Source organism: Lactobacillus johnsonii (assembly GCF_014058685.1).
Taxonomy (GTDB): domain Bacteria; phylum Bacillota; class Bacilli; order Lactobacillales; family Lactobacillaceae; genus Lactobacillus.
The window spans coordinates 1509213-1532728 of record NZ_CP059055.1; the positions used below are offsets into that span (position 1 = coordinate 1509213).

23 protein-coding genes, 1 tRNA gene and 1 pseudogene are annotated in these 23516 nt (G+C 34.1%); 2 read left to right on the forward strand and 23 right to left on the reverse strand.

The window, feature by feature from the left end:
- Positions 1–67: 67 nt before the first annotated feature.
- A complete protein-coding gene (locus H0I41_RS07215; RefSeq protein WP_011162361.1) occupies positions 68–916 on the forward strand; it encodes an RluA family pseudouridine synthase in 849 nt (282 codons plus the stop codon).
- Positions 917–949: 33 nt separating this feature from the next.
- Here H0I41_RS07215 and H0I41_RS07220 read toward each other — a convergent pair.
- From H0I41_RS07220 to H0I41_RS07255, 8 genes are all read right to left on the reverse strand, one after another.
- Positions 950–1033, reverse strand: a tRNA-Leu gene (locus H0I41_RS07220).
- 144 nt (positions 1034–1177) lie between these two features.
- Positions 1178–5212, reverse strand: coding sequence for a ZmpA/ZmpB/ZmpC family metallo-endopeptidase (locus H0I41_RS07225; RefSeq protein ID WP_135014296.1), 4035 nt, complete (start codon positions 5210–5212; stop codon positions 1178–1180).
- Positions 5213–5376: 164 nt separating this feature from the next.
- Positions 5377–5901: an NUDIX domain-containing protein gene (locus H0I41_RS07230; protein WP_044496709.1), complete on the reverse strand. Its 525-nt coding sequence runs from the start codon at positions 5899–5901 to the stop codon at positions 5377–5379.
- A 255-nt stretch (positions 5902–6156) separates the two neighbouring features.
- On the reverse strand, positions 6157–6444 hold the full coding sequence (locus H0I41_RS07235) for a PTS sugar transporter subunit IIB (RefSeq protein WP_011162363.1): 288 nt from the start codon (positions 6442–6444) through the stop codon (positions 6157–6159).
- Positions 6445–6471: 27 nt separating this feature from the next.
- A complete protein-coding gene (locus H0I41_RS07240; RefSeq protein ID WP_011162364.1) occupies positions 6472–7821 on the reverse strand; it encodes a PTS galactitol transporter subunit IIC in 1350 nt (449 codons plus the stop codon).
- Between the two features lie 12 nt (positions 7822–7833).
- Entirely contained in the window at positions 7834–8295 is a 462-nt protein-coding gene (locus tag H0I41_RS07245) for a PTS sugar transporter subunit IIA (RefSeq protein ID WP_011162365.1), read from the reverse strand.
- On the reverse strand, positions 8285–8710 hold the full coding sequence (locus H0I41_RS07250) for a PTS sugar transporter subunit IIA (RefSeq protein WP_011162366.1): 426 nt from the start codon (positions 8708–8710) through the stop codon (positions 8285–8287). Before H0I41_RS07250 ends, H0I41_RS07245 begins: the two co-directional genes overlap by 11 nt.
- Entirely contained in the window at positions 8682–9614 is a 933-nt protein-coding gene (locus H0I41_RS07255; RefSeq protein ID WP_238461372.1) for a BglG family transcription antiterminator, read from the reverse strand. Before H0I41_RS07255 ends, H0I41_RS07250 begins: the two co-directional genes overlap by 29 nt.
- A gap of 24 nt (positions 9615–9638) precedes the next feature.
- Here H0I41_RS07255 and H0I41_RS07260 point away from each other — a divergent pair, with 24 nt between their 5' ends.
- Complete coding sequence (locus tag H0I41_RS07260; RefSeq protein ID WP_011161461.1) at positions 9639–10688, forward strand: IS30-like element ISLjo1 family transposase; 1050 nt, start codon at positions 9639–9641, stop codon at positions 10686–10688.
- On the opposite strand, the gene H0I41_RS07265 is transcribed toward H0I41_RS07260, so the two are convergent.
- From H0I41_RS07265 to H0I41_RS07335, 15 genes and pseudogenes are all read right to left on the reverse strand, one after another.
- Positions 10685–11383: an HTH domain-containing protein gene (locus H0I41_RS07265; protein ID WP_135014341.1), complete on the reverse strand. Its 699-nt coding sequence runs from the start codon at positions 11381–11383 to the stop codon at positions 10685–10687. The two genes, H0I41_RS07260 and H0I41_RS07265, sit on opposite strands and share 4 nt — an antisense overlap.
- 175 nt (positions 11384–11558) lie before the next feature.
- Complete coding sequence (locus tag H0I41_RS07270) at positions 11559–12113, reverse strand: DUF7010 family protein (protein WP_011162368.1); 555 nt, start codon at positions 12111–12113, stop codon at positions 11559–11561.
- Positions 12114–12136: 23 nt separating this feature from the next.
- Entirely contained in the window at positions 12137–12988 is an 852-nt protein-coding gene (locus tag H0I41_RS07275) for an Rpn family recombination-promoting nuclease/putative transposase (RefSeq protein ID WP_011162369.1), read from the reverse strand.
- An 84-nt stretch (positions 12989–13072) separates the two neighbouring features.
- A complete protein-coding gene (locus H0I41_RS07280) occupies positions 13073–13858 on the reverse strand; it encodes an aminoglycoside 3'-phosphotransferase (RefSeq protein WP_135014340.1) in 786 nt (261 codons plus the stop codon).
- Between the two features lie 44 nt (positions 13859–13902).
- Positions 13903–14934: a serine hydrolase domain-containing protein gene (locus tag H0I41_RS07285; protein WP_011162371.1), complete on the reverse strand. Its 1032-nt coding sequence runs from the start codon at positions 14932–14934 to the stop codon at positions 13903–13905.
- Between the two features lie 651 nt (positions 14935–15585).
- Entirely contained in the window at positions 15586–16035 is a 450-nt protein-coding gene (locus H0I41_RS07290; protein WP_086875098.1) for a hypothetical protein, read from the reverse strand.
- Between the two features lie 4 nt (positions 16036–16039).
- A pseudogene (locus tag H0I41_RS07295) lies at positions 16040–16267 on the reverse strand (uracil-DNA glycosylase family protein); the annotation flags it as partial.
- Between the two features lie 81 nt (positions 16268–16348).
- On the reverse strand, positions 16349–16984 hold the full coding sequence (locus tag H0I41_RS07300) for a Crp/Fnr family transcriptional regulator (protein WP_044496710.1): 636 nt from the start codon (positions 16982–16984) through the stop codon (positions 16349–16351).
- A 19-nt stretch (positions 16985–17003) separates the two neighbouring features.
- The gene (locus H0I41_RS07305) at positions 17004–17549 is read right to left on the reverse strand and encodes a DNA-binding protein (RefSeq protein WP_135014339.1); all 546 of its coding nucleotides are present in this window, start codon (positions 17547–17549) and stop codon (positions 17004–17006) included.
- Positions 17549–17779 (reverse strand): heavy-metal-associated domain-containing protein, encoded by a 231-nt coding sequence (locus H0I41_RS07310; RefSeq protein ID WP_003671691.1) that lies wholly within the window; start codon positions 17777–17779, stop codon positions 17549–17551. The genes H0I41_RS07305 and H0I41_RS07310 overlap by 1 nt, the downstream gene beginning before the upstream one ends.
- Positions 17780–17805: 26 nt before the next feature.
- The gene (locus H0I41_RS07315) at positions 17806–19707 is read right to left on the reverse strand and encodes a heavy metal translocating P-type ATPase (protein ID WP_061400659.1); all 1902 of its coding nucleotides are present in this window, start codon (positions 19705–19707) and stop codon (positions 17806–17808) included.
- A 223-nt stretch (positions 19708–19930) separates the two neighbouring features.
- The gene (locus tag H0I41_RS07320; protein ID WP_135014345.1) at positions 19931–20488 is read right to left on the reverse strand and encodes a hypothetical protein; all 558 of its coding nucleotides are present in this window, start codon (positions 20486–20488) and stop codon (positions 19931–19933) included.
- Between the two features lie 193 nt (positions 20489–20681).
- On the reverse strand, positions 20682–22034 hold the full coding sequence (gene rlmD / locus H0I41_RS07325; RefSeq protein WP_011162379.1) for a 23S rRNA (uracil(1939)-C(5))-methyltransferase RlmD: 1353 nt from the start codon (positions 22032–22034) through the stop codon (positions 20682–20684).
- A gap of 49 nt (positions 22035–22083) precedes the next feature.
- Positions 22084–22767 carry a lantibiotic immunity ABC transporter MutE/EpiE family permease subunit gene (locus H0I41_RS07330; protein WP_014567750.1) on the reverse strand — a complete coding sequence of 228 codons (684 nt, stop codon included), beginning with the start codon at positions 22765–22767 and terminating at the stop codon, positions 22084–22086.
- Positions 22760–23464, reverse strand: coding sequence for an ABC transporter ATP-binding protein (locus tag H0I41_RS07335; protein ID WP_086875101.1), 705 nt, complete (start codon positions 23462–23464; stop codon positions 22760–22762). Before H0I41_RS07335 ends, H0I41_RS07330 begins: the two co-directional genes overlap by 8 nt.
- Positions 23465–23516 lie beyond the last annotated feature (52 nt).

Consider the following 23516-nt stretch of genomic DNA (forward strand, 5'->3'; position numbering starts at 1 on the left):
ACGATTTTAGCATATCTTTATTTGAAAAATAGTGTTTTAAAGGTTAAAAATTAGATAAGGTGAAAAAATGACTATATACCAATATTCGCTCATATATCCCGACTATTTAATGCCAATGAGTGTTGATAAGTTAATGCGTAAATTGCTTATTCCAAGAAAATGGCGGCACTTTTTACGTAGTGAAAAGAAAATATTAGTTAATGGAAAATATTTACCACTTAATTTTCTAGTAAAACCTGGAGATAAAATTGAAATTCAGCTTGATCATATTGAAAGTGATCAACAACCTTATCCCGCCAGTGGAAAATTGCCTAAAGTGGTCTATGAAGATAATGATATTTTAGTAATTAATAAACCTGCTGGACAAAAGACACATCCCAATTTAAATGAAGAAGATACGGCATTAAATGACTGTGCAACTTATTTAGGCTATAGTCCTTTTATTGTTCACAGATTAGATATGTTGACAAGTGGACTTTTGTTAGTGGCCAAAAATCCTGCGGTCGTACCAATTTTAAACAGGCAATTAACTGATAAAACATTGCATCGAGAATATTTAGCCTGGATTTCTAACTCTCCACAAATAAAAAATACCGGTATCATTGATCTTCCAATTGGCCACGATCCACATGATCAAAGAAAAAGAATGGTGAGACAAGATGGACAAAAAGCTGTGACTCACTATGAAGTAATAAAAAGAGATAAAGATCGAATACTGGTAAAACTTACATTAGAAACTGGTCGAACTCATCAAATCAGAGTTCATTTAGCTGCTCTCGGTGCCCCAATAATTGGTGATCCCTTATATAATTCTGCTTATCAAGATGGGGAACAATTACAGTTAACAGCCTTTCAACTTACCTTTAGAAAACCCTTTAGTTTTGAAAATAAAACAGTGAAATTAGAGAAAAAATAAAAGAGATATGCCAAAACATATCTCTTTTATTTGTGCCTCAAACAGGAGTCGAACCTGCACTCACTTGCGTGAACAGCGACCTGAACGCTGCGCGTCTGCCAATTCCGCCATTGAGGCAACTTTTTGAACACATCTATCATACCAAAAAGTTAATAAAGTTGGAAAGAAAAATTTTAATTACAGAACAAGATAATTTATTTTTTCTATTATTAGTGCGTTCTAGTCAACAAAACTTCCTGCTGAAAATTATGCTTTTTATTTCTATTTAGTTTTCTTTTTAAAAATACTCAATCCAAGTGCAGTAAACAAGCTACTAATACCTGCCAAAACTAAGATAGTACTATTGTTTTTACTTCCTGCCTGTGGCAAGCTTGCATTATTTCTGGAATTTGAAGCTACATAGCCATTATTCATCTTATTATTTATTCCAGAGGAAATATTTTTATGGTTACTTATCTCCGTAAATTTGTTATTCATGCTTATTTCTAGATTCTTTTCAGGTATCTCCAACTTTGAAGCTGATAATGTAGCGGAAATATCATTAGTTTTGGGTTGATGATTTTGCTTATTCTCTAGTGCATCTAGTTTTATGACTGAATTATTATTTTGAACTGGTAATTTTTCAATTGTCGATTCTGGGCTCTTTTTTGAATCATTAATGTAGAAGTTAGAATCGCTATCTTCACTTACTGTCTTATTCTTTTTAAGTGAGTCTAAATCATGAGCTGGTAGTTCTAATTTAGTGCCATCGCCTACGCTTTCACCCATTTTAAGTGAATTTAAATCATAAGTTGGCAATTCTACTTGAGTTCCTTCGCCGACTGCTTCGCCTTTCTTAAGTAAATCTAAATCATAAGCTGGCAATTCTAATTGAGTTCCTTCGCCTACTGATTCACCTTTCTTAAGTGAGTCTAAATCATAAGCTGGCAATTCTAACTTAGTACTTTCACTTACTGTTTCACCTTTTTTAAAGAAATCCAAATCATAAGTTGGCAATTCTACTTGAGTTCCTTCGCCTACTGCTTCGCCTTTCTTAAGTGAGTCTAAATCATAAGCTGGTAGTTCTATTTGAGCACCTTTATCTACGCTTTCACCTTTCTTAGGTGAGTCTAAATCGTAGGCTGGCAGTTCCACCTGAGTCCCTTCGCCTACTGCTTCGCCTTTCTTAAGTGAGTCTAAATCATAAGCTGGTAGTTCTACTTGAGCACCTTTACCTACGCTTTCGCCTTTCTTAAGTAAATCTAAATCATAAGCTGGTAATTCTACTTGAGTTCCTTCTACTACTATTTCACCTTTCTTAAGTGAATCCAAATCATAGGATGGTAATTCTACTTGAGTTCCTTCGCCTACTGCTTCACCTTTCTTAAGTGAATCTGAATCATAGGTTGGCAACTCTACCTGTGTGCCGTCGCCTACTGTTTCACTCTTCTTAAGTGAGTCTAAATCATGAGCTGGTAATTCTAGCTGGGTACCTTCGCCTACTGTTTCACCTTTCTTAAGTAAATCTGAATCATAGGTTGGCAATTCCAACTTAGTGCCTTCGCCTACTGATTCACTCTTCTTAAGTGAATCTAAATCATAGGATGGTAGTTCTAATTTAGTGCCTTCGCCTACTGCTTCACCCTTTTTAAGTGAGTCTAAGTCATAAGCTGGCAATTCTCGTTGAGTACCCTCGCCTACTGTTTCACCCTTCTTGAGTAAATCTAAATCATAGGTTGGCAATTCCAACTTAGTCCCTTCATCCAAAATTTCACCATGCTTACTTTGTTCAGCATTTGCAAAAATTGAACTTCTAAAATCATCAGTCTGCTTGAGTTCTGCTGTTAATATGGCAGCTTTTAAGTCATTAATCAAACTTGATTTTTTCCCCTGAGCTCTAACTGCTAATTCTTGATCAACAGTAGTCTGCATTAAATTCTGCAAATCATCCCAACTATTCAACTGAATACTCTTTTTATCCAACGTAATAGTAATTGGTTTAAAGTCTTGGCGTTTATCAATACGCTCCTTGAACATTGCTTTTTTGAAGATTGCGTAATCATTATCATATTCACCATTAAAGATCTTCGCTAATGCGTATGTGTCACTCAGCGATTTCTTATCATTTTTTGCATCCTTAGCATACTTATTCGTAATATAAGAAATAAAACCATCGGACCAACCCTTAGCAGCTAGTAATTCAAAAGCAGTCTTTTTAAAAGTAATCCCACCTGAAACAGAGGTTGAGCTCTGAACTGCCGCGTAATCTGGTGCATACATAGAAATCGTTTGATAACTATTAGTGCCATAACTTCCTGCTTGATAACCACGACTAGCAATAATATTGTTGTCAATGAAATCATCAATTGTCATTAACTTATCAGCAATTTCAGTACTGATTGGGCCAGATACTACATCGGCCTTTTTAGCAGGATCATAACTAATTTGAGAGTACATCAATTGCTTATCTTTAGCCGATTTACCTACCATTGCTTGAGCTTCAGCATAGTCAAGTAAATAAGTTACATCAAAAACCCCATGCATATAATCTTGCAAGTCTTTTCTAGTTTGAAAACGTGATGGGCTTTTATTCGTGGTTCGATTATTATCAGCATAAAAAGTTAATGCAGTATTCAAGCCATAATTTGCAAATGTTCGGTTCCATGGTGATTCAAGTAGTCCTGTAGCGTATGTTTCTACTCCCGTACCCGGACGATGCTGAAATCCATCTAAGTAAATACTATTATCGAAATTATGCGTCATTTCGTGTGACAGAATTCCTATACCACCAAAATTATTTACTACTTGTGCCACATAATAGCGTACTGCATTACCAACAGCATCTGCCGAAAGTCCAGCCGCCTCATACATCTTACCTAAAGGGCCGAAAAATTCTGCAACTGCAGGAATATCGGTATCACGTTTATTTAGCCATCTCCGACCACCTTTTTTGCTGGAATCGATCGCATTATAACTATCCCAGATCTGAATATTTGCGTTGCTTAAGCGCTTCTTTCCCGCTTCATTAACCATCCGATACCAAAAATCAAAATGATCTCTCCATGCAGTAGAAAGTCGGGTAAGTTCTTTATGTACTGCTTGAACTTTTTCTTGATATACCACCGGATCCTTATGGTATTTCACATCAATATATGGTTCATATGATCCAAATATCATCATCCCCAAAGCAGATACAACATACATATCATCGTTTTTAACATTTAAAAGCGGTAAGATATATTCTTGCAGATCTTTATTTGTAGATAAGCGATGATAAATATTGAGATTTAAATCGGGAGCTTCTTTTGATGGAATTTCAACAATATGAACGCCAGTATTTGATCTAAACCACTCTTCATCAGATAGATCTGGAGTCCACTTTTTACGCCAATCTCCTAAGAAAGTAACTAAGTCTGACTGAGTATTTAATAATGGTGCTAATTTATTATTAAAAGCAGTCACAGTATTTGAAGGAGCCAGTTCATCAGTTGACCAGTCTCCAATCTTAGACAACCAATCGATTGAATCCAAATTAGAGCCAAAAGCCTTTGGATCAAACATCATTACTGGTAAGAGTTGCTTGTCTCCATATGAAACGTTATACCAACGATTAATGTAAGACATCCCCACCATAATAGCACCTGCATTATCGCTAACCCTTTGATTAGCAGTATCTATATTATCGGTGTGTTCAAGAAGTTGCGGTACTAAAGTAGGCAATTGATTATATACTTCATTAAAGCTATCCACTAAACTACTACTAGTTAGTTGAATATGATTCCAGTTTCTAAGAACTTGTTTTGGATCCCCATCAAAGGCATCATACTTAACTTGTTTTAAGCTATCTGTAACAGATTTAACAAGATCAGCATCAACTTTCTTTTCTGTTTGGACTGGTTGCTGATCACTAATAGTAGCATCAGAGATGTTATTTTCTTTATTGTTGATATCTTGTTTTAAAGTATTCGCTTCATTATCTACATTATTTTGATCATTTTTTAAGTCTTGGTTGACGTTTGTAGTATCGACATCTGAATCTGTTTTAGTCTCTGTAGTTGTCTGACTTGTTTTGTCATCCTGAGAATTGTCTTGCGAATTTATAGTTTCTACCTTTGCAAGGTTATCATTTGTATTTTCTATAACAGTAATTTCATTTTTATTTTCTGAGGTCTGATTTTCAGTCGTTTGAACTTGTGGTTCACTATCAGCATGAACAGTCGTTGTTGTAGCAGCCATAAACGCTAATCCTACAGCAACAGAAGTTAATCCAACACTAAGCTTACGCAAAGCATATCGATATTGAGAATGTTTTTGCATATTAATTCTAGGCCTCCAATTTTCTATAATTTAAGTTATCTTTTAATTATAACTTAAGTTATACTGATTTTAAATAAGTTAACTTCACTTAACTGAGAACTAATAATGCCATAGAAAAAATAAAAAAAATGAGGTATGAACTCGAATATATTCATACCTCATTTTTATATACTATTGTTTATCAATTCTTTTGCATGCTTAAGAATTGGTAATTCTCGATTGGTAATCAATTGTCCCAACTTAGTATCAATTTGTTTTCCATATGCAGCAACTGCTTCTTCATAGGTTAATTTTAAAGTCAATAAGTGAAAATCATCAATTTCTGCTTGCGTTAAGTGTTTTTCACCAAAAGAATTTATTTTACATAAAAAGTAATTGTTAATATTATGCCAATGAATTAAGTTATAGTAGTCACTTACCGTACCGATTTTACAAAGAATATTAACGTTGGCACCTAATTTCTCTTTCAGCTCTCTTTTAAGTGCTGTTATTAGGTCTTCGCCTGATTCAACCCCACCACCAGATGTTTCAATGAAAGTGCCCGTACCAAAAATATCGTCTCTATGAACTTTTACAAAATAATAGTTCTGTTGCTCATCTACTACAATAGCTCGAACAATTTGCCGATCATGATCAATATTAGTCTTAGGCCACTGCGTATCTTGCAGTTCAAGTTTTAATTCTTGTATGTTTATTCCTCCTTTTTAATTTAGGCTATTCTGATAATTATGACGCAAGCTACACGGATTTTAAATAGGTTAATTTTGCTTAACTAACGGTGCCATAGAAAAATCGAAAAATATTTTCTCCAATAAAATATTTTAATTACTCTTTTGACCTTACTCAAAACAAAAACCTCATTGAATCCCGGCTTATTACACCAAGATCTAATAAGGTTTTTAATCTATAATTTTCAAATATCTTTATACTTTATCACTATAACCTTAGTTTAAATCTAACTTCTGTAAAATCTCATCATAAACTTTATCTGCTCCCATACCTGTTAAAAGTGGCAAACCGCTGATCACCTTATCTTTAACATCATCAGGAACTACAGTTGTGCTTACAAAAGCATCATAATCATCAATATTATTAATTTGTTCCGCAATATTTCCTTTTAACAATTTTACCTTGTCTAAAACACCTTTAGATTCTAAAAAATCACGAATTTTACCTTCTACTACTGTAGATGTAGCAACTCCACTACCACAAACAACCATTAAAGTCTTCATAATAAATTTCTCCTTGTAAAATCTAACTTATAGCGTATTTTCATTTTTCGCTTTATGGAATTTGTTAAACCAAATCATAAAACCTAACGTTACTATTCCAATTAAGCCAATTCCGCCCCAGGTCATTAACTTTCCAAGACCAACAATTAACCAGGTAGTCCATACACCACCATCACTCATAACTGTGATTGAACTAGCACCTTGTAAGCCAAAGTGTGCTGCTTTAGCTGAGGCTGTGACAAATGGAGCTACCCAAGAAGCGATGTATAAAGTAATGATAACATCTACTACTCCTCCAATAAGCGTTCTAAAAATATCTCCACCAAATACAGCTGCCATAATAGCAATCATATATGGAATAGTAGCTAAGTCTCCAAATGGAAGGGTACTGTTTCCTGGTAAAATAACTGCAATTAACAAAGTAATTGGTACTAAAATCAAAGCTGAGGAAAGAACTGTCTCATTACCAGCAGCTAAAGCACTATCCATCCCTATGTATAAGTTTCTACCAGGGAAACGTTTCTTAATAAAATCATTTGCACCTTCAGAAATTGGAGTTAAGCCTTCCATTAAAAGTGACACCATTCGCGGCATTAAAACCAAAACTGCAGCTGTAATCACTCCTAGTTGAAGAACTTTTGCTACTGAATATTTTGCTAGAATCCCAATTACAATCCCTATGATTAATCCCATAACAGAAGGTTCACCGAAAACCCCCATTCTTTTTTGAACTGTTTTAGGAGTAATTTTAATCTTGTTCATTCCAGGAATACGATCCATTAGCCAATTTAATGGTAAGGCTAGTAAAAATCCTGGATCAGAAGCTCCCTGAGGAAATGAAATTCCGGGTAAGCCATATTGTTTTTGAATATATGGAGCCGACATGTCTGCTAGCAGATAAATAATCATGATATGCACTACCATGGTAAAAATTCCGAGTGCAAAATCATTTGTAATTGCATAAACAATCGAGCCGGTAAAAGCTATATGCCAATAATTCCAAACATCAACATCTAATGTCTTAGTTAATCCAATTAAAAGTAAAACAATATTTGTAATAACTCCAACTGGAATAGCTAAACTTCCAAGTACCGTACCATATGCTACAGCAGAGCCTGCTGGCCAACCAATATCCAATGTTGAAAGATGTAAGCCAAAATTCTTAACCATAGCTTGTGAGGCAGGCCCTAAATTCTTTGTTAGCAATTCAATTACTAAATTCAGTCCTACAAATCCAATACCAACAGTTAAGCCTGCTTTAAAAGCTTTACCTGGTTTTATCCGTAAAATTAACGCAAAAACAAATAAAAGTATCGGGAGCATAACACTAGCTCCAAGGTTAACAAACCATTGCAAACCTGAACTAATCGCATTCATAATCTTATCCTCTTAATCTAAATTAATAATGCCATTTTTCTTCATCACTAAAATAAATTCATCAATTGAAGTAATACTTTGAAGAGCATTCATGGCCTCTTGATTTTGAAAGAGAGCCATTAATTTCTGTAACATAGTAAGCTGACTATCTGATTGCTTCAAAGCCAGCATAAAAATCATATTAACTGGAATTTCAGTATTGTCTCCCATTTGATGAAAGGTAATTGATTCTTTTAAACGCATAAATCCAATCTGAGGAACAATAACTTTATCTGGATCACAGTGCGGAATGGCTACTCCCATCGTTTGTGTCATTAATCCTGTTGGAAAGCTGGATTCGCGTTTTAATATAGCCGGTGTGTACTCTTTAGTTACAGCTCCGACTTTGTATAACTCATCGGCCAATTCAGTCAATGCTTCAGTTTTAGTCGAAGGATTTTTGTCAAAAAGTACAACTTTTTTATCAAAAAGCATCTTTTTCTCCTACACTTAAATTAAATAATTTTTCTAATTCTTTAGAAGATAATGTAGGGTCTTGAAGACTGCTAATTATCTTCTCATCTACTAAACAATTAACTAGCGATATGATTGAACTATCATCAGGGCATGAAAATATATAAATAGCAATATTGATACCATTACTAGTAAAATAGCTAACAGGTTTATTCAATTGACTCACGATTACTATGCTTTCAGTAATTTCATGCGTTACTATGTGGGGCATTATTACATGTTCAGAAATCTGCACACTTCCTAGAGCATCCCGTTCATGGAGTAAGTTTAATAAATTAGTGCTTAGTCCAGATGAAAGATCAAGACTGGAAATAGTTTGCTGAAGCCATTGTTCATAATTGCTAATATTATTTAGTTTCACTAACTTTATTTTCATTCAAATACCTACTCAATCTATTTTTATCCTGAGTATTGAACATAGCACTGGAAAGAATAACCTGTTCATTATTTTGAGGAAGGACAGGAATGGTTGAAATAATAAGGTCAAGATCAGCGTATTGAGTAGAATTTTTTTCATACTCATTTTTAGAAATAGTTCCTATTAAATCTAAATCGGGAAAATTTCGATGAATCTTTGCATATAGTAGTTTTGAAGTGCCTATCCCACTAGCACACATTACGATAGCTTTTTTTGTAAAGTTAGTTTCTTCAAAGTATTTAGCGAAATACAAAGTTAGAAAACCAATTTCATCATCACTAATTTTCCATGGTAAATATTTATTGCTATAAGCTTTAGAGCTTAAGGTCTTTAATTTACTAAATGTTTCTCTATATTCGCTTTTTATATCATCAAGTAATTTGTTAGCAATTATAATGTGATTATTTAGACGGTTATACATTGGACGAATATGACTAATCAAATCACTTTTTAAAGCTTTTGTTTTTGGATTATTCACATCTAAGTTAAAACCTGCAATGTAATAATTAGCTAGACGTTTTGAATCTGCAGAAATCTTATCATCAATGGCAAAATCATGATTGTAACGCATAGAGATAAGATACTCTAATAAATAGTAGATTTCGGCAGTAGGTATTTCTCGGTGAACATAATCAGCAGTATTATGAATTACGTCATTACTAACTTTCCAAAAAATAGAATTATGTTCTTTTAAGTGATGATATTTATTTCCAATGTTTATTTTGTCTTTATACTGAACTGTTTTTCCTCTTCTAAATCTTTTGATTAAAATATATAAATCGCTGATTGTAAAATTAAATTGAACACTTGATAAAAAATAAAAAGTCCATTCGGACCTGTTTGATAGAATGTTAATAACCACAAAAACTTTCTATTGGAGGTCAAAATGGACTCTTTACATTCTACCATGAACCAGCACGTTAAAGGCAAGCATTTATCATTTGAAGAGCGAGTTATTATTCAATTGCGTTTGAAAGATGGCTATTCTTTGCGTGCAATTGCCCGTGAACTTAACTGTTCTCCTTCTACTATCAGCTATGAGGTTAAGCGTGGCACTGTAAAACTGTATCATGGTAAAGTCAAAAAATATAAGGCTACTCAAGGGCATGATGCATATAAAGCTCATCGTAAAAATTGTGGGCGCAAATCAGACTTTCTCAGGAAAGCTCAATTCATGCGCTATGTCCACAAGCATTTTTTTAAAGATGGCTGGTCGCTTGATGTGTGCAGTAATCGTGCTACTGCTGTTGGCGAATTCGCTAGCAGCGATGTTGTCTGCACCAAAACTCTTTATAATTACGTTGATCAAGGCTTATTAGGAATTTATAATTACGACTTGCCAGAGAAGCTTAAACGCAATACTAAGCTTCATCGTATTCGCAAAAATAAGAAAAAACTTGGCAGAAGCATTGAAGAACGTCCTAAAGAGATCAATAAACGTAATGAATTCGGTCATTGGGAATGCGATTTAGTTCTCGGACATAAGAGCAAAGATGATGAGGTACTGCTAACCTTATCTGAGCGTATGAGTCGTGAGTTTTTAATTCTTCGTATTCCTGACAAGACTTCTGTCAGTGTCATGCAGGCCTTTAAAGAACTCCAAAGGCAATACAGCGAACATTGGAATGATATTTTTAAAACCATTACCACTGATAATGGCTCAGAGTTTGCAGATCTTTCCAACCTAGAAAAAGTATCCAATACACTGGTTTACTATGCCCATCCTTACACTTCTTGTGATAAGGGAACAGTTGAAAGACACAATGGTCTTATTCGCAGATTCATTCCTAAGGGAGAAGCAATAGCTAACTATTCTTTACAAGACATCATTAATATTGAAACCTGGTGCAATTCTTTGCCAAGAAAGATACTGGCCTATCATACACCAGATGAAATCTTTGAAAGAGAATTAGATCTAATCTATCAAGCAGCTTAACTAAAAGTGTTCAATTTATTATTGCAATTTGCGAAAATATATAAATGAGAAAAAATATTTACATTATAGGGATAAGGAACAGTAGTATGAAGTGATTTTTGAATCCATTCAATTTGTGTAGTTAAAAATTGATTATCATAGCTACTCAAATCTTCAAATTCATTTGCCAAATCACTGATACTTTCCATATTCATTGCTTTACTTTGAATAAGTGCATTATTAATTGCTCTACGTATATTTTCTTCTTCACCTTTTATAACTACGTAATTACCTTCATGGGCTAATTTTAAGCTATATTTTTTTAATAATTCGCTGATTGTAAGTAAATCTTGGCGAATCAACTCGGTACTTACATAATATGAAGCATAAACGTCTTTGACATTAACCGACAATGGTGCACTAAAAAGCAATTTAATGATTATTTCATTTCGTCTTTCCAAAGGTGACTGAATCATTAAGTGGGGCTTTTCGTGAAAACCATCACTTAGCTCCAGATACTTTTCATAATCCAAAAGATATCCTTTCCCTCTTTCAGATTTAATAATCGGAAAGTCGTAAGTTTGGTTTATTTTATTCACTGCTCGATAAATGGTTTTAGATGAAACACCAATAATTTGGGCCAATTCTTGTGACGTCATAAAACGTCCAGACTTTACTAAAATGCTAATAATTTTACTGCTATTTTTAGACATCATTCCTCCCTCCTTACCTTAAGTTTAGCAATTGCTAATGGTCACGAAAGTAAAAAAATGTCCATTTCAACAGACATTTTTGTCCCTTAATTCACATAATTTATATTTATACATAAAACTGAGACTATAAAAATAGCATGATTACTGAAAGTTAGAGTAATCATGCTATTTTTATAGTCTAATTGTAATCAGCAATCCAAGAATTCAGCCTTCGATTTTCTATACTTAAAAGTACGCAAAAGATAATTTCAACCCCTACCATACTCATTGACAAAATAGCAGGATCAAAATTAAGTCCAATGATTAATGCAAAAAATGGAATAATAATTGATAAAACAAAATATACTTTTGATCTATATAACCAGCTAAACGGCATTAAATGCGCACCAAAAATAATTGCCAATACCATAATCATCTTTTCAGGAATTGTAGGATAAATCCACATTGCAATTAATAAATAAAGCAATTGATTTAGTGAGAAAAGAAGGCCTAAATTGGACAAAGGATTATCTTTATTTTGAAAATCCACATTAATTATTTTTGAAATTAAAAATGATAGTGGTAATAACATCCCCGTACAAATAAAGGCAAAAAGATTCTTAGTAAGAATTGGCAATCCAGAAAAATAAATTACCGTCATTGCACACCAAATAACTACTGAAGCCAAAATAAAATGTAGACCTCTTTTTTGCTTTTGAGCACAATCTAGTCTATATTGATCGAGTTGTTTCATAAATTGTATCCTCGTTATTGGTCTTAAGATTTTATATCATTATTTTCTAAAACTGATAAACACTTTTCAATCTCTTCGGAAGTCAGTACATCACTATATTCTTGCAACATTTCTGATCGAATCTGCTCTGCGCTAATTCCAAACTTCTTTAGCATAGAAATATTGTCCTTTAGTCTTTTAATACTTTCTTCTTTTAGTGTCTTGTTTCTTGTTGCTTCTGCTATATCATCGAGCTTGTCTTGAAATGTCATCACTTGCTTCATCCTCTCTGGACTTCTTGAAAAATCCACCATCGAATCTTGCAATTGTTTTGCATAGCCTTTTTTATGACTAAAAATACCTTGCTCCAAATCAAAAAATTGCTGCATATCTGGTGTTACTTGGCCTTTTATTCCTTTTGGGTTAAGCATAACTAAGTGGGTACCATTTTGCAAGAATAGATCTTTAGTCTCATTAAATGCAATTCCCTTAGAAGTATATTTTTTATAACCATATCCAAATGGATCCTCAGTAAAAATAAAGATAATATAGGTTTCTACTAGATCCTTATAATTAGTACCTTTAGGTGTATAAGAAACATCAAGCACATCTTGATAATATCTAATCCTTTTTCCTAGTTCATTTGGAACTGTAATTTGCATTTCGATATCAAAAATTCTACCTTGATTATCTTTTGCCAAAATATCTGTGACGATTGCTTTAGAATTTAAGTATTCATGCATCTTTTTTTGTGTTTGAAACTTGATCTCCACAATATTTAATTCTGGTAAAGCTGCTTGTACAAACCTCAAACAATTATCTTTCTGCTCCATCACCCATTTAAACACTGGGTCCATAGTGATTCTTACCTGTTGTAGAATTTCTTTTTCATTCATTTGCTTTTCTCCAAATTAATATTTTTCAATATTAATTACGCAAAGAATCACTTTTTTTCAGAAAAAAATATCTAAAAATTACTCTTACCCAAACACTTCGGCTGCCGCAATCACATCCAGTAGTGCCTCATCTACCTTATCTCTTCCATACGCATCAAGAAAGCGATCACGATACTTATTAGTTTTCAAATTAAACCAGAGTGTCCAAATGCCCCAAAACAAATCAATATGTCGATCGCCAACTCCGCTGCAATCAACATCAATGAATCCTGAGAACTTCCAATTATCAAGAATAATATTTGGTAAACAATAATCCCCATGGAGTAAAACTTTGTCCTGCAAAGCATCTTTTCCTGCTTCCAAAACCTGATGTGCCTCTTCTGCTGATCGGTAACCAAAACTATCAGGAAAAGCCGACTTATCATAATTTCCTGTTTGGTAGTTTTTCTCGGTAGTTGCTAAATACTCACTAGTTTTCTCCATAACCGGACAATCAGTGTAATCTGTTTCATGCAGTCTTCTTAATTCGCAAGCAATGGCATCACATAAGCGTTCCGAATTTGCGAGATATTCTGAATAAACACAGTCTTCGCCCTTCACTGCCCTTGTTAAAAGCCAATCATAATCATTTGCAGTATAATCTAATACTTCTGCGCTAAGTCCCTTTGAATAAAAGTACTGCGTCATCTTAGCTTCTTTTTCTAACTTTCCCAGTCTAGCTCTTTTTAAATAATAGCCCTCATCTTTATCTACAAAATAGACCCTTGCTTCAGGTGAAGAGGAACTGTTATAAATTGGTGATCCAGAGATAAAATTTCTAATCTCGGTTGGTAAAACTTCTGGAATCTGAGTAATTAAAGTTTTTTTCATATATTTAATCCCATGGGTAAAAATGAAGTATACAAAAGTAATAATTACAACTCTCCATAATAATGATGCAAAATATAATCAGATGTTCTCTTTAAAGTTAGATAGTCAATATTATTAGAGAAAAGCATTATCATTTGCTTAGTTTTGTAGTCAGCCACAAAGCAGGAATTATATCCCGGAATACTCCCCTCTGCGCGAATTATATTTCCCTTAAAATATACTCCGCCAAAGTAAGCTACCTCTTGACCTTTAGTTTGCTGAGAAAATTGGTTAATCATCTTAGGGTCTTTTAAAACTTCGTTATAAACGAATTTCCAATAATCATTTGGAGATATAAATAAATTTCCTGCTCCAAAGTCAGAAGATGTAGTCACTGTTACTGTATGCCAGCTAACATTTTCGTTTAATGGTTGCGGAATTTCTTTTTTATTAACTTCGGAAAAATCTTTTATCTGGTTAAGATGAAGAGGCTTAGCAAATTGCTTTTGAATGTAATTATTATAAGTTAAATTACTTTCTCGACTAATAATTGCTGCTAATAATTCATAGTCCACATCCTGATAATCCCAAGTATGAAGATGATCATATTGCATATGATCAAGCATATACGCAATTTGTTCTTGCTGGTTTTTAAGCGGAGCAGATGGACGAGCATTATTAATCAATCCACTTGTATGATTCATTAATTCCCGAATCGTTATATCACTGCTTCCTGGAACTTGAGGGAAATATTTAGCTAAAGATGTATTCCAATTGAGTTGCTTTTTTTGTTGAAGTTGGTAAATTCCAGTCCCCGTCATAATTTTTTGTAAAGAAGCAGTTGGAAACAATTGATTAGCCTTCACTATCTTTTCTTTATTAGTAGTTTCGTTATTTTCCACTACAACTGGTTTTCCATCTTTGCCACTGACTAACATTACCCCATTAATATGATGAGACTTCATGTAGCTTTTAAGCTCTTTCGGTGTATTTCGACTTCCTGGACTCATCTTATCGGTCGGTATTACAAATAAAAGTAATGAAAAAGCACAAAGCGCCATGATAGTATATAGAACAAATTTTTTTAGATGATGCATAATATTTTCCTTTTCGTGTTATGCCAGTTTTTAATAGAGCTTTTTCGTTTATTATCTTTCTTTAATTGTAATTCTTGAATATCAAAATCCTCAACCCTTTTGAGACAAAAAAATGCTGCATGTTTTTTACAAAGCATACAGCATTTTTTTATTTTAATAATCGTTATTTCTTCTCCAGTACTGCTACAACTTCAACATGCAGTGACTGGTTTCTGACAATTGCACATTGGGGCTAAACGGTCATGTGGCGCGGTTGACTATGTCTGTGTAATGGTAGCTCTTATATCCACACAACCGTTATGACCCATGGACTTAAGCATTTTCAACGTTACTCAGAGTTAAGAATTTTAATCAGTCTGTGGAAACCTATTGGTGCCATAAATCAAGACAGTGAGTTTGTGAGAAACTCTAACAAGATGCTACCTGTACCAAACATAAGGTTTGCCGTCGATATGTTGAAAATTATCTTCTCTTAAATATATAAATTTGCCATTTACGATTTCATACGTCTTATTGTGATCTTCATCTTTTAAAAGATTACCACTACGAACTAACCTCACATTAGGGTAATAATCATTGTCGTAGTAATACTTTTTGTCATCACTCCAAAGTGTGGTACCGTCATCCACTTTATAAAATTCATCCCTCAATTTAAATCACCATCTTATTCTGTCTTTCAATTGGTAACCAGTACCTTGTAAAGTATAAAGAATTCTCACATTCCTTACTCACTGAATTTAGTTCAGGGTGAAAAGTATTCTCCTCTTCCGCTTTACTTATATCTTGAAACTTCCAATGAAGATCAAAACCCTGCATAACATAATTAATACATTTTCTCCCAAAAATCATTGAAGATTTTAGTACTGGATAAATCGATAAATATATTTCATTAGTAAAATGATTAGGATCAAAAAAGCATTCTTGAGGATACTTGTGAATTATACTTTGAAGAAGATTCCAAGTATTTTCACTGAGTATCATATTTACCATAGTTTTAGAGTTCACTTCCTGCGGAATATTATTGTGTTCGATATCATTACGCAGTGGCTTATTACAAGATTTAAAAAGTTTTGGAAGTCTGCATTTTCTAATTTTTGACAAAATAATAGAAAACGTCTCTCGAAACTCCTAACCAGGTCCGAAGACGATCACCACTAGGATCATCCCAGAATTTCATTTTTTCTTGGGCAATTCGTCCTGGTGCTTGACCAATAATATTTATTCTGGCAGATGAAGAAGCATAGTAAAGTGACTTGATCCCTTGCTTTGTAAAAGATTCATTATCAGGATCTGCTTGAATTTCTTGAAAAATTTTTTGAAATTCACTTTGCATATAATATGACCCGCCTTTCTCTTATTTTCTAAACTGATATAACGTGTATATTATCAACTAAGCAATAATTGCCTAATTAAACTAATTTTCGAATAATTCAATTCGACGTAATTGACGTTTCAGTTGACCTTGCTTTTCTAATAAAGCAAATTTACGAGACAGGGTCTCAGGTGTTGTTCCAAGGTATAAGGCTAAGTCCTTCATTTTTAAGGGTAAGGTAAAATTATTTTTACCAATTTCATCTGCATATGTTTGTAAATACTTTAATAACCGGTCTTCAACCTTCGGCAAAGCCAACAAGTGAATTTGTTTTTGCATTTCCGAAACTTTAACAATATTTAGTTCCAATAATCGAATACTTAATTCTGGCTGTTTATGCATCAGCTTCAGTAGATCCTGCCGTTTTAATAAACAAATTTCACTGTGTTCCGTAGCCTCGACGTAATTATTGATATTTTTTTGACCAAAAAGCCAATTCTCACCAATATAATCACCTGTATGCAAGATTTGCAAAACATTCTCATAGCCGTCTTCATCTAAGGTGTACTGCTTAGCGTTACCATCAGCGACAATTACTAAATTATCATTTATCGTTGGATTAATTATCACTTTACCCTTTTGATAGTTTTTATGCTGAACTAATTTTTCGATTTGCATCTTCTCATCCTGAGGTAAGGCATTAAATAGTGGTACTAAGTTAACACATAAATCAGCCATTAAATTCATCGTCCTTTAATTAAAAGTCATCATCGTCGTCTTCGACATACAATCCTTCTTTTAGTTCATGACCTAAGAAGTCTTGAGTTACCCGAATTTGCTCCTTAATCCAAGCCATTAAATTAATTAAATTAGCAGATAATTCTAGCCAACTTTCATTGTTAGCTAAAGCAATTGCCTTAGTAATGAAGAGCGTTTGCGTATCAAAATCTTTTACCAAGGCAACCAATTGCTTATCACCTGCTAAATATTTACTACTGCCATCTTCTTCTAGCATAGTATATTCCTTAAATTGAGCTGTAATTATTGGAATACTTTCACCATTATTAACCAATAAGTGATTCAATTGGTCAAATTCCTGACGTTCATAAGCAATCCAACCAGCAGCTTTTTCGCCTAAAAAAAGACTAGCAGATCCTTTAGCAAATAAGTTAGCTTGGTTAATCTTTAAAGAATGGATTAACAAGTTAGAAATAATGTGACCAGTCATAGCAGCTGCAGTTGGCTGATGGTGATCAAGGTCGCTTTGCTTCAATTCCGCCTGGTATTTTTCTTCTGCATTCATCAGTTAAGCTCCTTTTCCTTAATTCCTTGTACTTCATAACCCATTTTTTCAATAGCTGTCTTGACGTCAACAGTTTTAGTCTTATCAGGATCCAGCGTAAATTTTAGCTTTCCTGCATTGAATAAAACTTTTATTTGGTCGGTTCCATCCAAACTACCAACCGCCCTTTCAATTTTGCTTAAGCATGAAGGACAGGTCATGCCAGATAATTTCATCATTACTTTTTCCATGATTAAATTCCCTCTTCCTTATTAATTTACATATCTAATGCTACTTTGTTTTGTTGATTATAAACTTGATGATCATCAATTTTTTGTTGAAATTTGATTAATCTCATTCCGTTCAAGATAACAATTAAGATACTAAATTCATGAATAAACATCCCACTTGCCATTTCAACATAACCCGCAAACAAACCGATGAACAACAATAAGACTGTCAGTAAAGCCATCCCGATATTTTCATTCATGTTCAAAATTGTCTTCTTGGATAAGCCAAGGGCATAAGCAATCTTCCGCAAGTCATTTTTAACTAAAACTATGTCTGAAACTTCAATAGCAACATCCGTTCCACTACCAACGGCAATTGCAACATTAGCATTAGCTAAGGCCGGACTATCATTGATCCCATCACCAATAAAAGCAATATGGTGTCCCTTAGCTCTTTCTTTTTTAACAAAAGCAGCCTTGTCTTGTGGCAACATTTGACCATGAACTTCATCGATCGACAACTTCGCCGCAATTCGTTCAGCAGTTTCTTGATTGTCTCCAGAAAGCATAACTAACTTTTTAACTCCTAATTCTTTTAAGCGGGTTAAAGCAGCATTAGCTTCTGGGCGCAATTGATCTTTAATGCCAAAAACAGCTAATTGACTTTGGTCTTCATTAGCAAAAGCGACAATTGAATTACCTAATTGACTCAAATGATTAATTGTCTTATCCAATTTTGCATTAATACGGGTATTTTCAACGATTAAGTCTTGGTTACCTAAATAATATTTTTGATTATTTAAAATGGCGATGATTCCCTTACCCTTAACAGTTTCCACTTTAATTGAAGCTGGCTTTTGTTTATTTAATTTGGCAATTGCCTGAGCTAAGGGATGGTTACTTTGACGCTCAATTTGAGCAGCTAATTTAATAATTTCATCTTTGGACCCATTTAATACCTCAATTGCACTAACTTCTGGATGTCCAACAGTCAAAGTGCCGGTTTTATCAAAAGCAATTTCATCAATCCGGTGAGTTTGATCCATTACTTGCGACCCTTTAAACATAATGCCGCTTTTAGCACCATTACCGATACCAGCAACTGTAGATACTGGTACACCAATAACTAGAGCACCTGGACAGCCCAGCACCATGACCGTAATAGCTAACTTAAGATCTTTAGTAATTAGGCCCACAGCAATCGCAATTACAAGTACGGCAGGAGTGTAATATTTGGAAAACCGATTAATTAACTTTTCTGTATGTGACTTTGTATCTTGTGCTTCTTCAACCATTTCAATAATTTTACCGAAAGTCGTATCTTCACCGACTGCGGTAGTTTCGACAGTCAATGTACCGTTTTCAAGGATAGTTCCTGCATATACTTCATTACCGGCTTTTTTATTAACTAATTTAGATTCACCGTTAACACTGGCTTCATTAAGATAACCGGAACCTGAAATAACCTTGCCATCGACTGGAACCTGATCACCAGTTTTAACTAAAATCTTCTCCCCAGGATCAATGAAATCGACGTCTTCTTTCTCAGTTGAGCCATCATCTTGAACAACTAACGCAGTCTGTGGTGCCATTTTGGTTAAATCAGCAACGGCTGACCGGGTTTTCTTTAGGGTTAATTCTTCCAGTACATCTCCTAACATGAATAGCCAAGTAACAATGGCTGCTTCATTAAATTTACCAATAATGAAGGCACCGATTACCGCCAGCGATACTAAAACATCAATAGAAATTAATTTAACCCTTAAAGATGAAATAGCCGTCAAAGCAATTGGAAGTACTCCGACAATCCCCACGATAAGCATCAAAGCCTGGTATGGTAAATTCATGTGCAATAGCCATTTAGATCCTTCAGCAAGCAACAGCAGAATAGTATTAACAAGCAAAAGCTGCTTTTTGTACCTCATAAAAAATTGTTGTAACTTAATCATTTTTCCCCTCTCCCTTTCTTGACACTACACATTATAGGTAAAAAACAATTTAGGTGACTTGACTATTATCAAGATACTAGTGTCTTTTTATATTTATCTTTTAAGCAAAAAATCACAGTTTTATCGTGTAAATTTCGTTTAATAAAAGAGAGAATATACAAAAAAGACTAGAAACCATGCAAAAGGCATGGACTCTGGCTTTCAAATTTCAGTTCTATAAAAATTAATGTGCCAATTTAATCTCTCCAGCAGCAATTGGCAAAGTTGTATGTGCATCATAACTCATAACATTACCGGCAACGCTAGATGGCAATTTAAGATCCGCTGGTACGCCGTGAACATAAACTACTCGTTTGTCTAATTGAAGATCGTCACTACCAAATGCTTGCTTAAATTTTACTTGTAAATCTTTTAATGGGACATCCTTATCATATTCATAATGACCGTATTTATCTGCAAACGGGTAGCCATCATGGGGAATGTTCATTTCTTGTGGTGCATCATCAAAATGAACCATCGTTGTCCCAGATACTGCCTCTGTTTCAGGTAAATCAATAAAGCCATCATGATTCACATCCTGCATTAGCGTCGGAACATGAGCTTGTTTCCCATCTGGAAATCCATGGAAATGTTCCCAATGTTCAATATTGGCAGGCGTATCAAATATTTCCACATGAATATGAAGGCTATTACCATTTTCACTGAATGTTGCTATTCCATGCGCCTGTGCTTCAATTTTATCCGCATTTATTGGTTTAATTTTTGCAATATAGTCAACTATTACTGTTTCTCTCATCAACTTAACCAACTCAACTCCCCAAAACGGACACTTATCTACACAACCTAAAAATCCAGCACGTTGTCCACTCGACCCTCTAGCTCAACAAGCAAAAAGTGTACTAATTCCAATCACCAAAAGAGGAATTAGTACACTTCCGATTACCTAAAAATGCCGTTACGCCGGCATTTATAACCTATTTTTCTGTACGTTCAAGGACTGCTACAGCTTCAACATGAGGAGTTTGCGGGAACATATCAACTGGATCAATTTCATCAAAGTCATAACCTTGTTCCTTGAAGAGTTGCAAGTCACGCACCATGGTTGCTGGATTACATGAAATATAAACAATCTTCTTGGGATTTGTTTCCACAGCAGCGTCAATAAATTCAGGAGTTAAACCTTTTCTAGGTGGGTCAACAAAGATGACGTCAGTCTTTAAGCCTTCTTTAGCCCAGCGCGGCATTACTTCTTCTGCTTTACCTACAACATATTCTGCATTAGTGATGCCGTTTAATTTAGCATTTGCATTAGCATCTTCAACAGCGGGCTCAATGACTTCCATCCCCCGCACTGCCTTAACGTGCTTAGCCACACTAAGCCCAATGGTACCAATACCAGAATAAGCATCGATTACGACATCATCCGGCTTAAGATCAGCTTTTTGAATAGCTAAATCATACAAACGTGGAGTTTGAAGAGAATTAATTTGAAAGAAACTTTGTGGAGAAATTTTGAAACTAACATCTCCAATTTTATCGGTAATTTGTGGTTCTCCCCAAAGCAAGTAATCTTTTTTACCTAAGATCACATTCGTCTTTTTAGGATTATGGTTCAAAACTACGCTAGTTACGCCCTTGATCTCACTAATTTCTTTAGTAACTTCTTTTAATTGTGGAAAATCTTTATGTAAGCATACTAAAATCACCATAATTTCGCCCGTTGCTTTAGAGCGGCGAACTTCAAGATAGCGAACTTCTCCCTTATTATGAATCTCATCATATGCAGGAACATGATTCTTTCTCAAAATGTCGCGTACCTTAATTAAAACTCGGTCAATCTCTGGATCCGTAGTAAAGAAGCTAGTTAACGGCACCAAGTCATGAGAATGTTTTCTAAAAAATCCAATATCAAGCTTGCCATTAACTTCACGTACTGGCACTTGTGCCTTATTCCGATAACCTGTTTCTTCTGGACTAGGCATCGTTTGACCTACTTTAACATTATCTAAATCTGCTTTATGTAGTAAATTAACAACTTGATTACGTTTAAATTCAAGCTGTTTATCATATTTAATATGAGCAAGAGATGCTAGCCCCGTTTGAACCCATTGGCGAAGTTTCACGTTAATCCGATCTGGACTCTCTTTTTTAATTTTTTCAATTTTAGCAAAAGCAAAATTTTTCTTTACTTTTAAAAGTTTGGCAGAAACAATCTCACCTGGAAGAGCGTTATTTACAAAAACCGTCATTCCATCTAGATGAGCAACCCCCATTGCTTCATAAGACAAGTCTGTAATTTCTAAGTCAACTATTTGATTTTTTTGCATAATTCAATCCTCAATATTTAGATACTTGTTACTATTTTACTAAAAAATATTATTGCTTTTTAAAAGAGTACGCACTAAAAATACTTAAGATAATTCCTAATATTAAGCCGCAAATTACTAAGCTCCATGATCCAAAGACAAAGTCGCCTTTTATCCACAGATTATTTAAGAGCATCCCCCAGTCAAATGGCCACCACATGCTCCAAGTTGTATGACTTAAAAACATTGCTAAAATAGATCCTAAAAAACCAATTCCTAATGCAAAATATAGATTAGTAATTCGTACGAGCCAAGAATAAAATGGCACCAGCCATAAAGATGCTAATAAAACTCCAATTATTGAACAAATCATTAAGCTTATTTCTTCGGTACTCGAAAAAATAAAACGAACGCAGATCATCAAAACTATAAAAATCACGCTCATGATACATGCTTGAATAATTCCATGGAGAATTCTCCCAATTTCATAGCTCAATAAGTCTTGTGGAGATGTCAGTATTTCTCTAAATTTTGTAGCTTGCTTTTGATAATAAGTACTAAGACCAACAAGTAGTCCAATTGACATATTTAACCAGAAGTAACTCCATTGGCCCATCATTAATTGAACTAGATATTGGTTATCCCAGAAAACAGCAGTCATCATCAAAACAGCAATCACTGGTAGTAGCCATACTAATAAGCGAACTACACTATGTTTTGTTTTTAAAAATTCAACTTTTAAAATATTAGTCATGCTTTATGCCTGCCTTTTCTAAAGTTGAGATGAATAATTCTTCTAAATCTGTTTCTGGTTCATAATCTTCTTCTAGGAGCAATTTTCCATCACCTAAAATAGCAATTCGATCTGCAACCTTTTGAATTTCAGAAAGCATGTGGCTAGCTATAATTATTGTTTTTCCTTGTTTTTTCTCTAGCATCAAAAGCTCACGCAACTCATGAATACCAAAAGTATCAAGACCATTTGTTGGTTCATCCAAAATAACTAAATCAGGATTTCCCATAAAAGCCAAGGCAATTCCTAAGCGCTGTCTCATCCCTGTAGAAAAGCCTTTGACTTTTTCATGATTATGATCACCAAAACCTAATGTATTTAATATTTGTTCCTGATTTTTATTTTCAATACGGTGAAGTTTTAGTTTTAATTTGATGTTTTCTTCAACTGTTAAGTTATCAAACAATCCAGGCTCTTCAATTAAGGAGCCAATTACTTTTAAATCTTCTCTCTTCCAATTTTTATCTTTGAAAGTAACTACTCCTTCAGTTGGCTTTTCAATTCCACTAATTATTTTTAATAGTGTCGATTTTCCTGCTCCATTTGGTCCCATAATACAGTAGATTTTGCCAGTCGGAACATTAAGGTTAATTTGATCTAGAACACGCTTATGTTTAAAATTTTTTCCTAATTCTTTGGTGGTTAAAATATCATTCATCTTAATCCCTCAATTTAAATTTTTAGTTTTTCTATACCTATCTATTTTACCG

What these genes read in the sequence shown, in the direction of transcription:
- H0I41_RS07215 (WP_011162361.1), top strand. Translation starts at nt 68, where the DNA reads ATGACTATATACCAATATTCGCTCATATATCCCGACTATTTAATGCCA.
- H0I41_RS07225 (WP_135014296.1), bottom strand. Translation starts at nt 5,212, where the DNA reads ATGCAAAAACATTCTCAATATCGATATGCTTTGCGTAAGCTTAGTGTT.
- H0I41_RS07310 (WP_003671691.1), bottom strand. Translation starts at nt 17,779, where the DNA reads ATGGAAAAAGTAATGATGAAATTATCTGGCATGACCTGTCCTTCATGC.
- H0I41_RS07335 (WP_086875101.1), bottom strand. Translation starts at nt 23,464, where the DNA reads ATGAATGATATTTTAACCACCAAAGAATTAGGAAAAAATTTTAAACAT.
- H0I41_RS07285 (WP_011162371.1), bottom strand. Translation starts at nt 14,934, where the DNA reads ATGCATCATCTAAAAAAATTTGTTCTATATACTATCATGGCGCTTTGT.
- H0I41_RS07305 (WP_135014339.1), bottom strand. Translation starts at nt 17,549, where the DNA reads ATGAATGCAGAAGAAAAATACCAGGCGGAATTGAAGCAAAGCGACCTT.
- H0I41_RS07265 (WP_135014341.1), bottom strand. Translation starts at nt 11,383, where the DNA reads ATGATGTCTAAAAATAGCAGTAAAATTATTAGCATTTTAGTAAAGTCT.
- H0I41_RS07240 (WP_011162364.1), bottom strand. Translation starts at nt 7,821, where the DNA reads ATGAATGCGATTAGTTCAGGTTTGCAATGGTTTGTTAACCTTGGAGCT.
- H0I41_RS07235 (WP_011162363.1), bottom strand. Translation starts at nt 6,444, where the DNA reads ATGAAGACTTTAATGGTTGTTTGTGGTAGTGGAGTTGCTACATCTACA.
- H0I41_RS07260 (WP_011161461.1), top strand. Translation starts at nt 9,639, where the DNA reads ATGGACTCTTTACATTCTACCATGAACCAGCACGTTAAAGGCAAGCAT.
- H0I41_RS07270 (WP_011162368.1), bottom strand. Translation starts at nt 12,113, where the DNA reads ATGAAACAACTCGATCAATATAGACTAGATTGTGCTCAAAAGCAAAAA.
- H0I41_RS07250 (WP_011162366.1), bottom strand. Translation starts at nt 8,710, where the DNA reads ATGAAAATAAAGTTAGTGAAACTAAATAATATTAGCAATTATGAACAA.
- H0I41_RS07280 (WP_135014340.1), bottom strand. Translation starts at nt 13,858, where the DNA reads ATGAAAAAAACTTTAATTACTCAGATTCCAGAAGTTTTACCAACCGAG.
- rlmD (WP_011162379.1), bottom strand. Translation starts at nt 22,034, where the DNA reads ATGCAAAAAAATCAAATAGTTGACTTAGAAATTACAGACTTGTCTTAT.
- H0I41_RS07275 (WP_011162369.1), bottom strand. Translation starts at nt 12,988, where the DNA reads ATGAATGAAAAAGAAATTCTACAACAGGTAAGAATCACTATGGACCCA.
- H0I41_RS07300 (WP_044496710.1), bottom strand. Translation starts at nt 16,984, where the DNA reads ATGGCTGATTTATGTGTTAACTTAGTACCACTATTTAATGCCTTACCT.
- H0I41_RS07245 (WP_011162365.1), bottom strand. Translation starts at nt 8,295, where the DNA reads ATGCTTTTTGATAAAAAAGTTGTACTTTTTGACAAAAATCCTTCGACT.
- H0I41_RS07315 (WP_061400659.1), bottom strand. Translation starts at nt 19,707, where the DNA reads ATGATTAAGTTACAACAATTTTTTATGAGGTACAAAAAGCAGCTTTTG.
- H0I41_RS07330 (WP_014567750.1), bottom strand. Translation starts at nt 22,767, where the DNA reads ATGACTAATATTTTAAAAGTTGAATTTTTAAAAACAAAACATAGTGTA.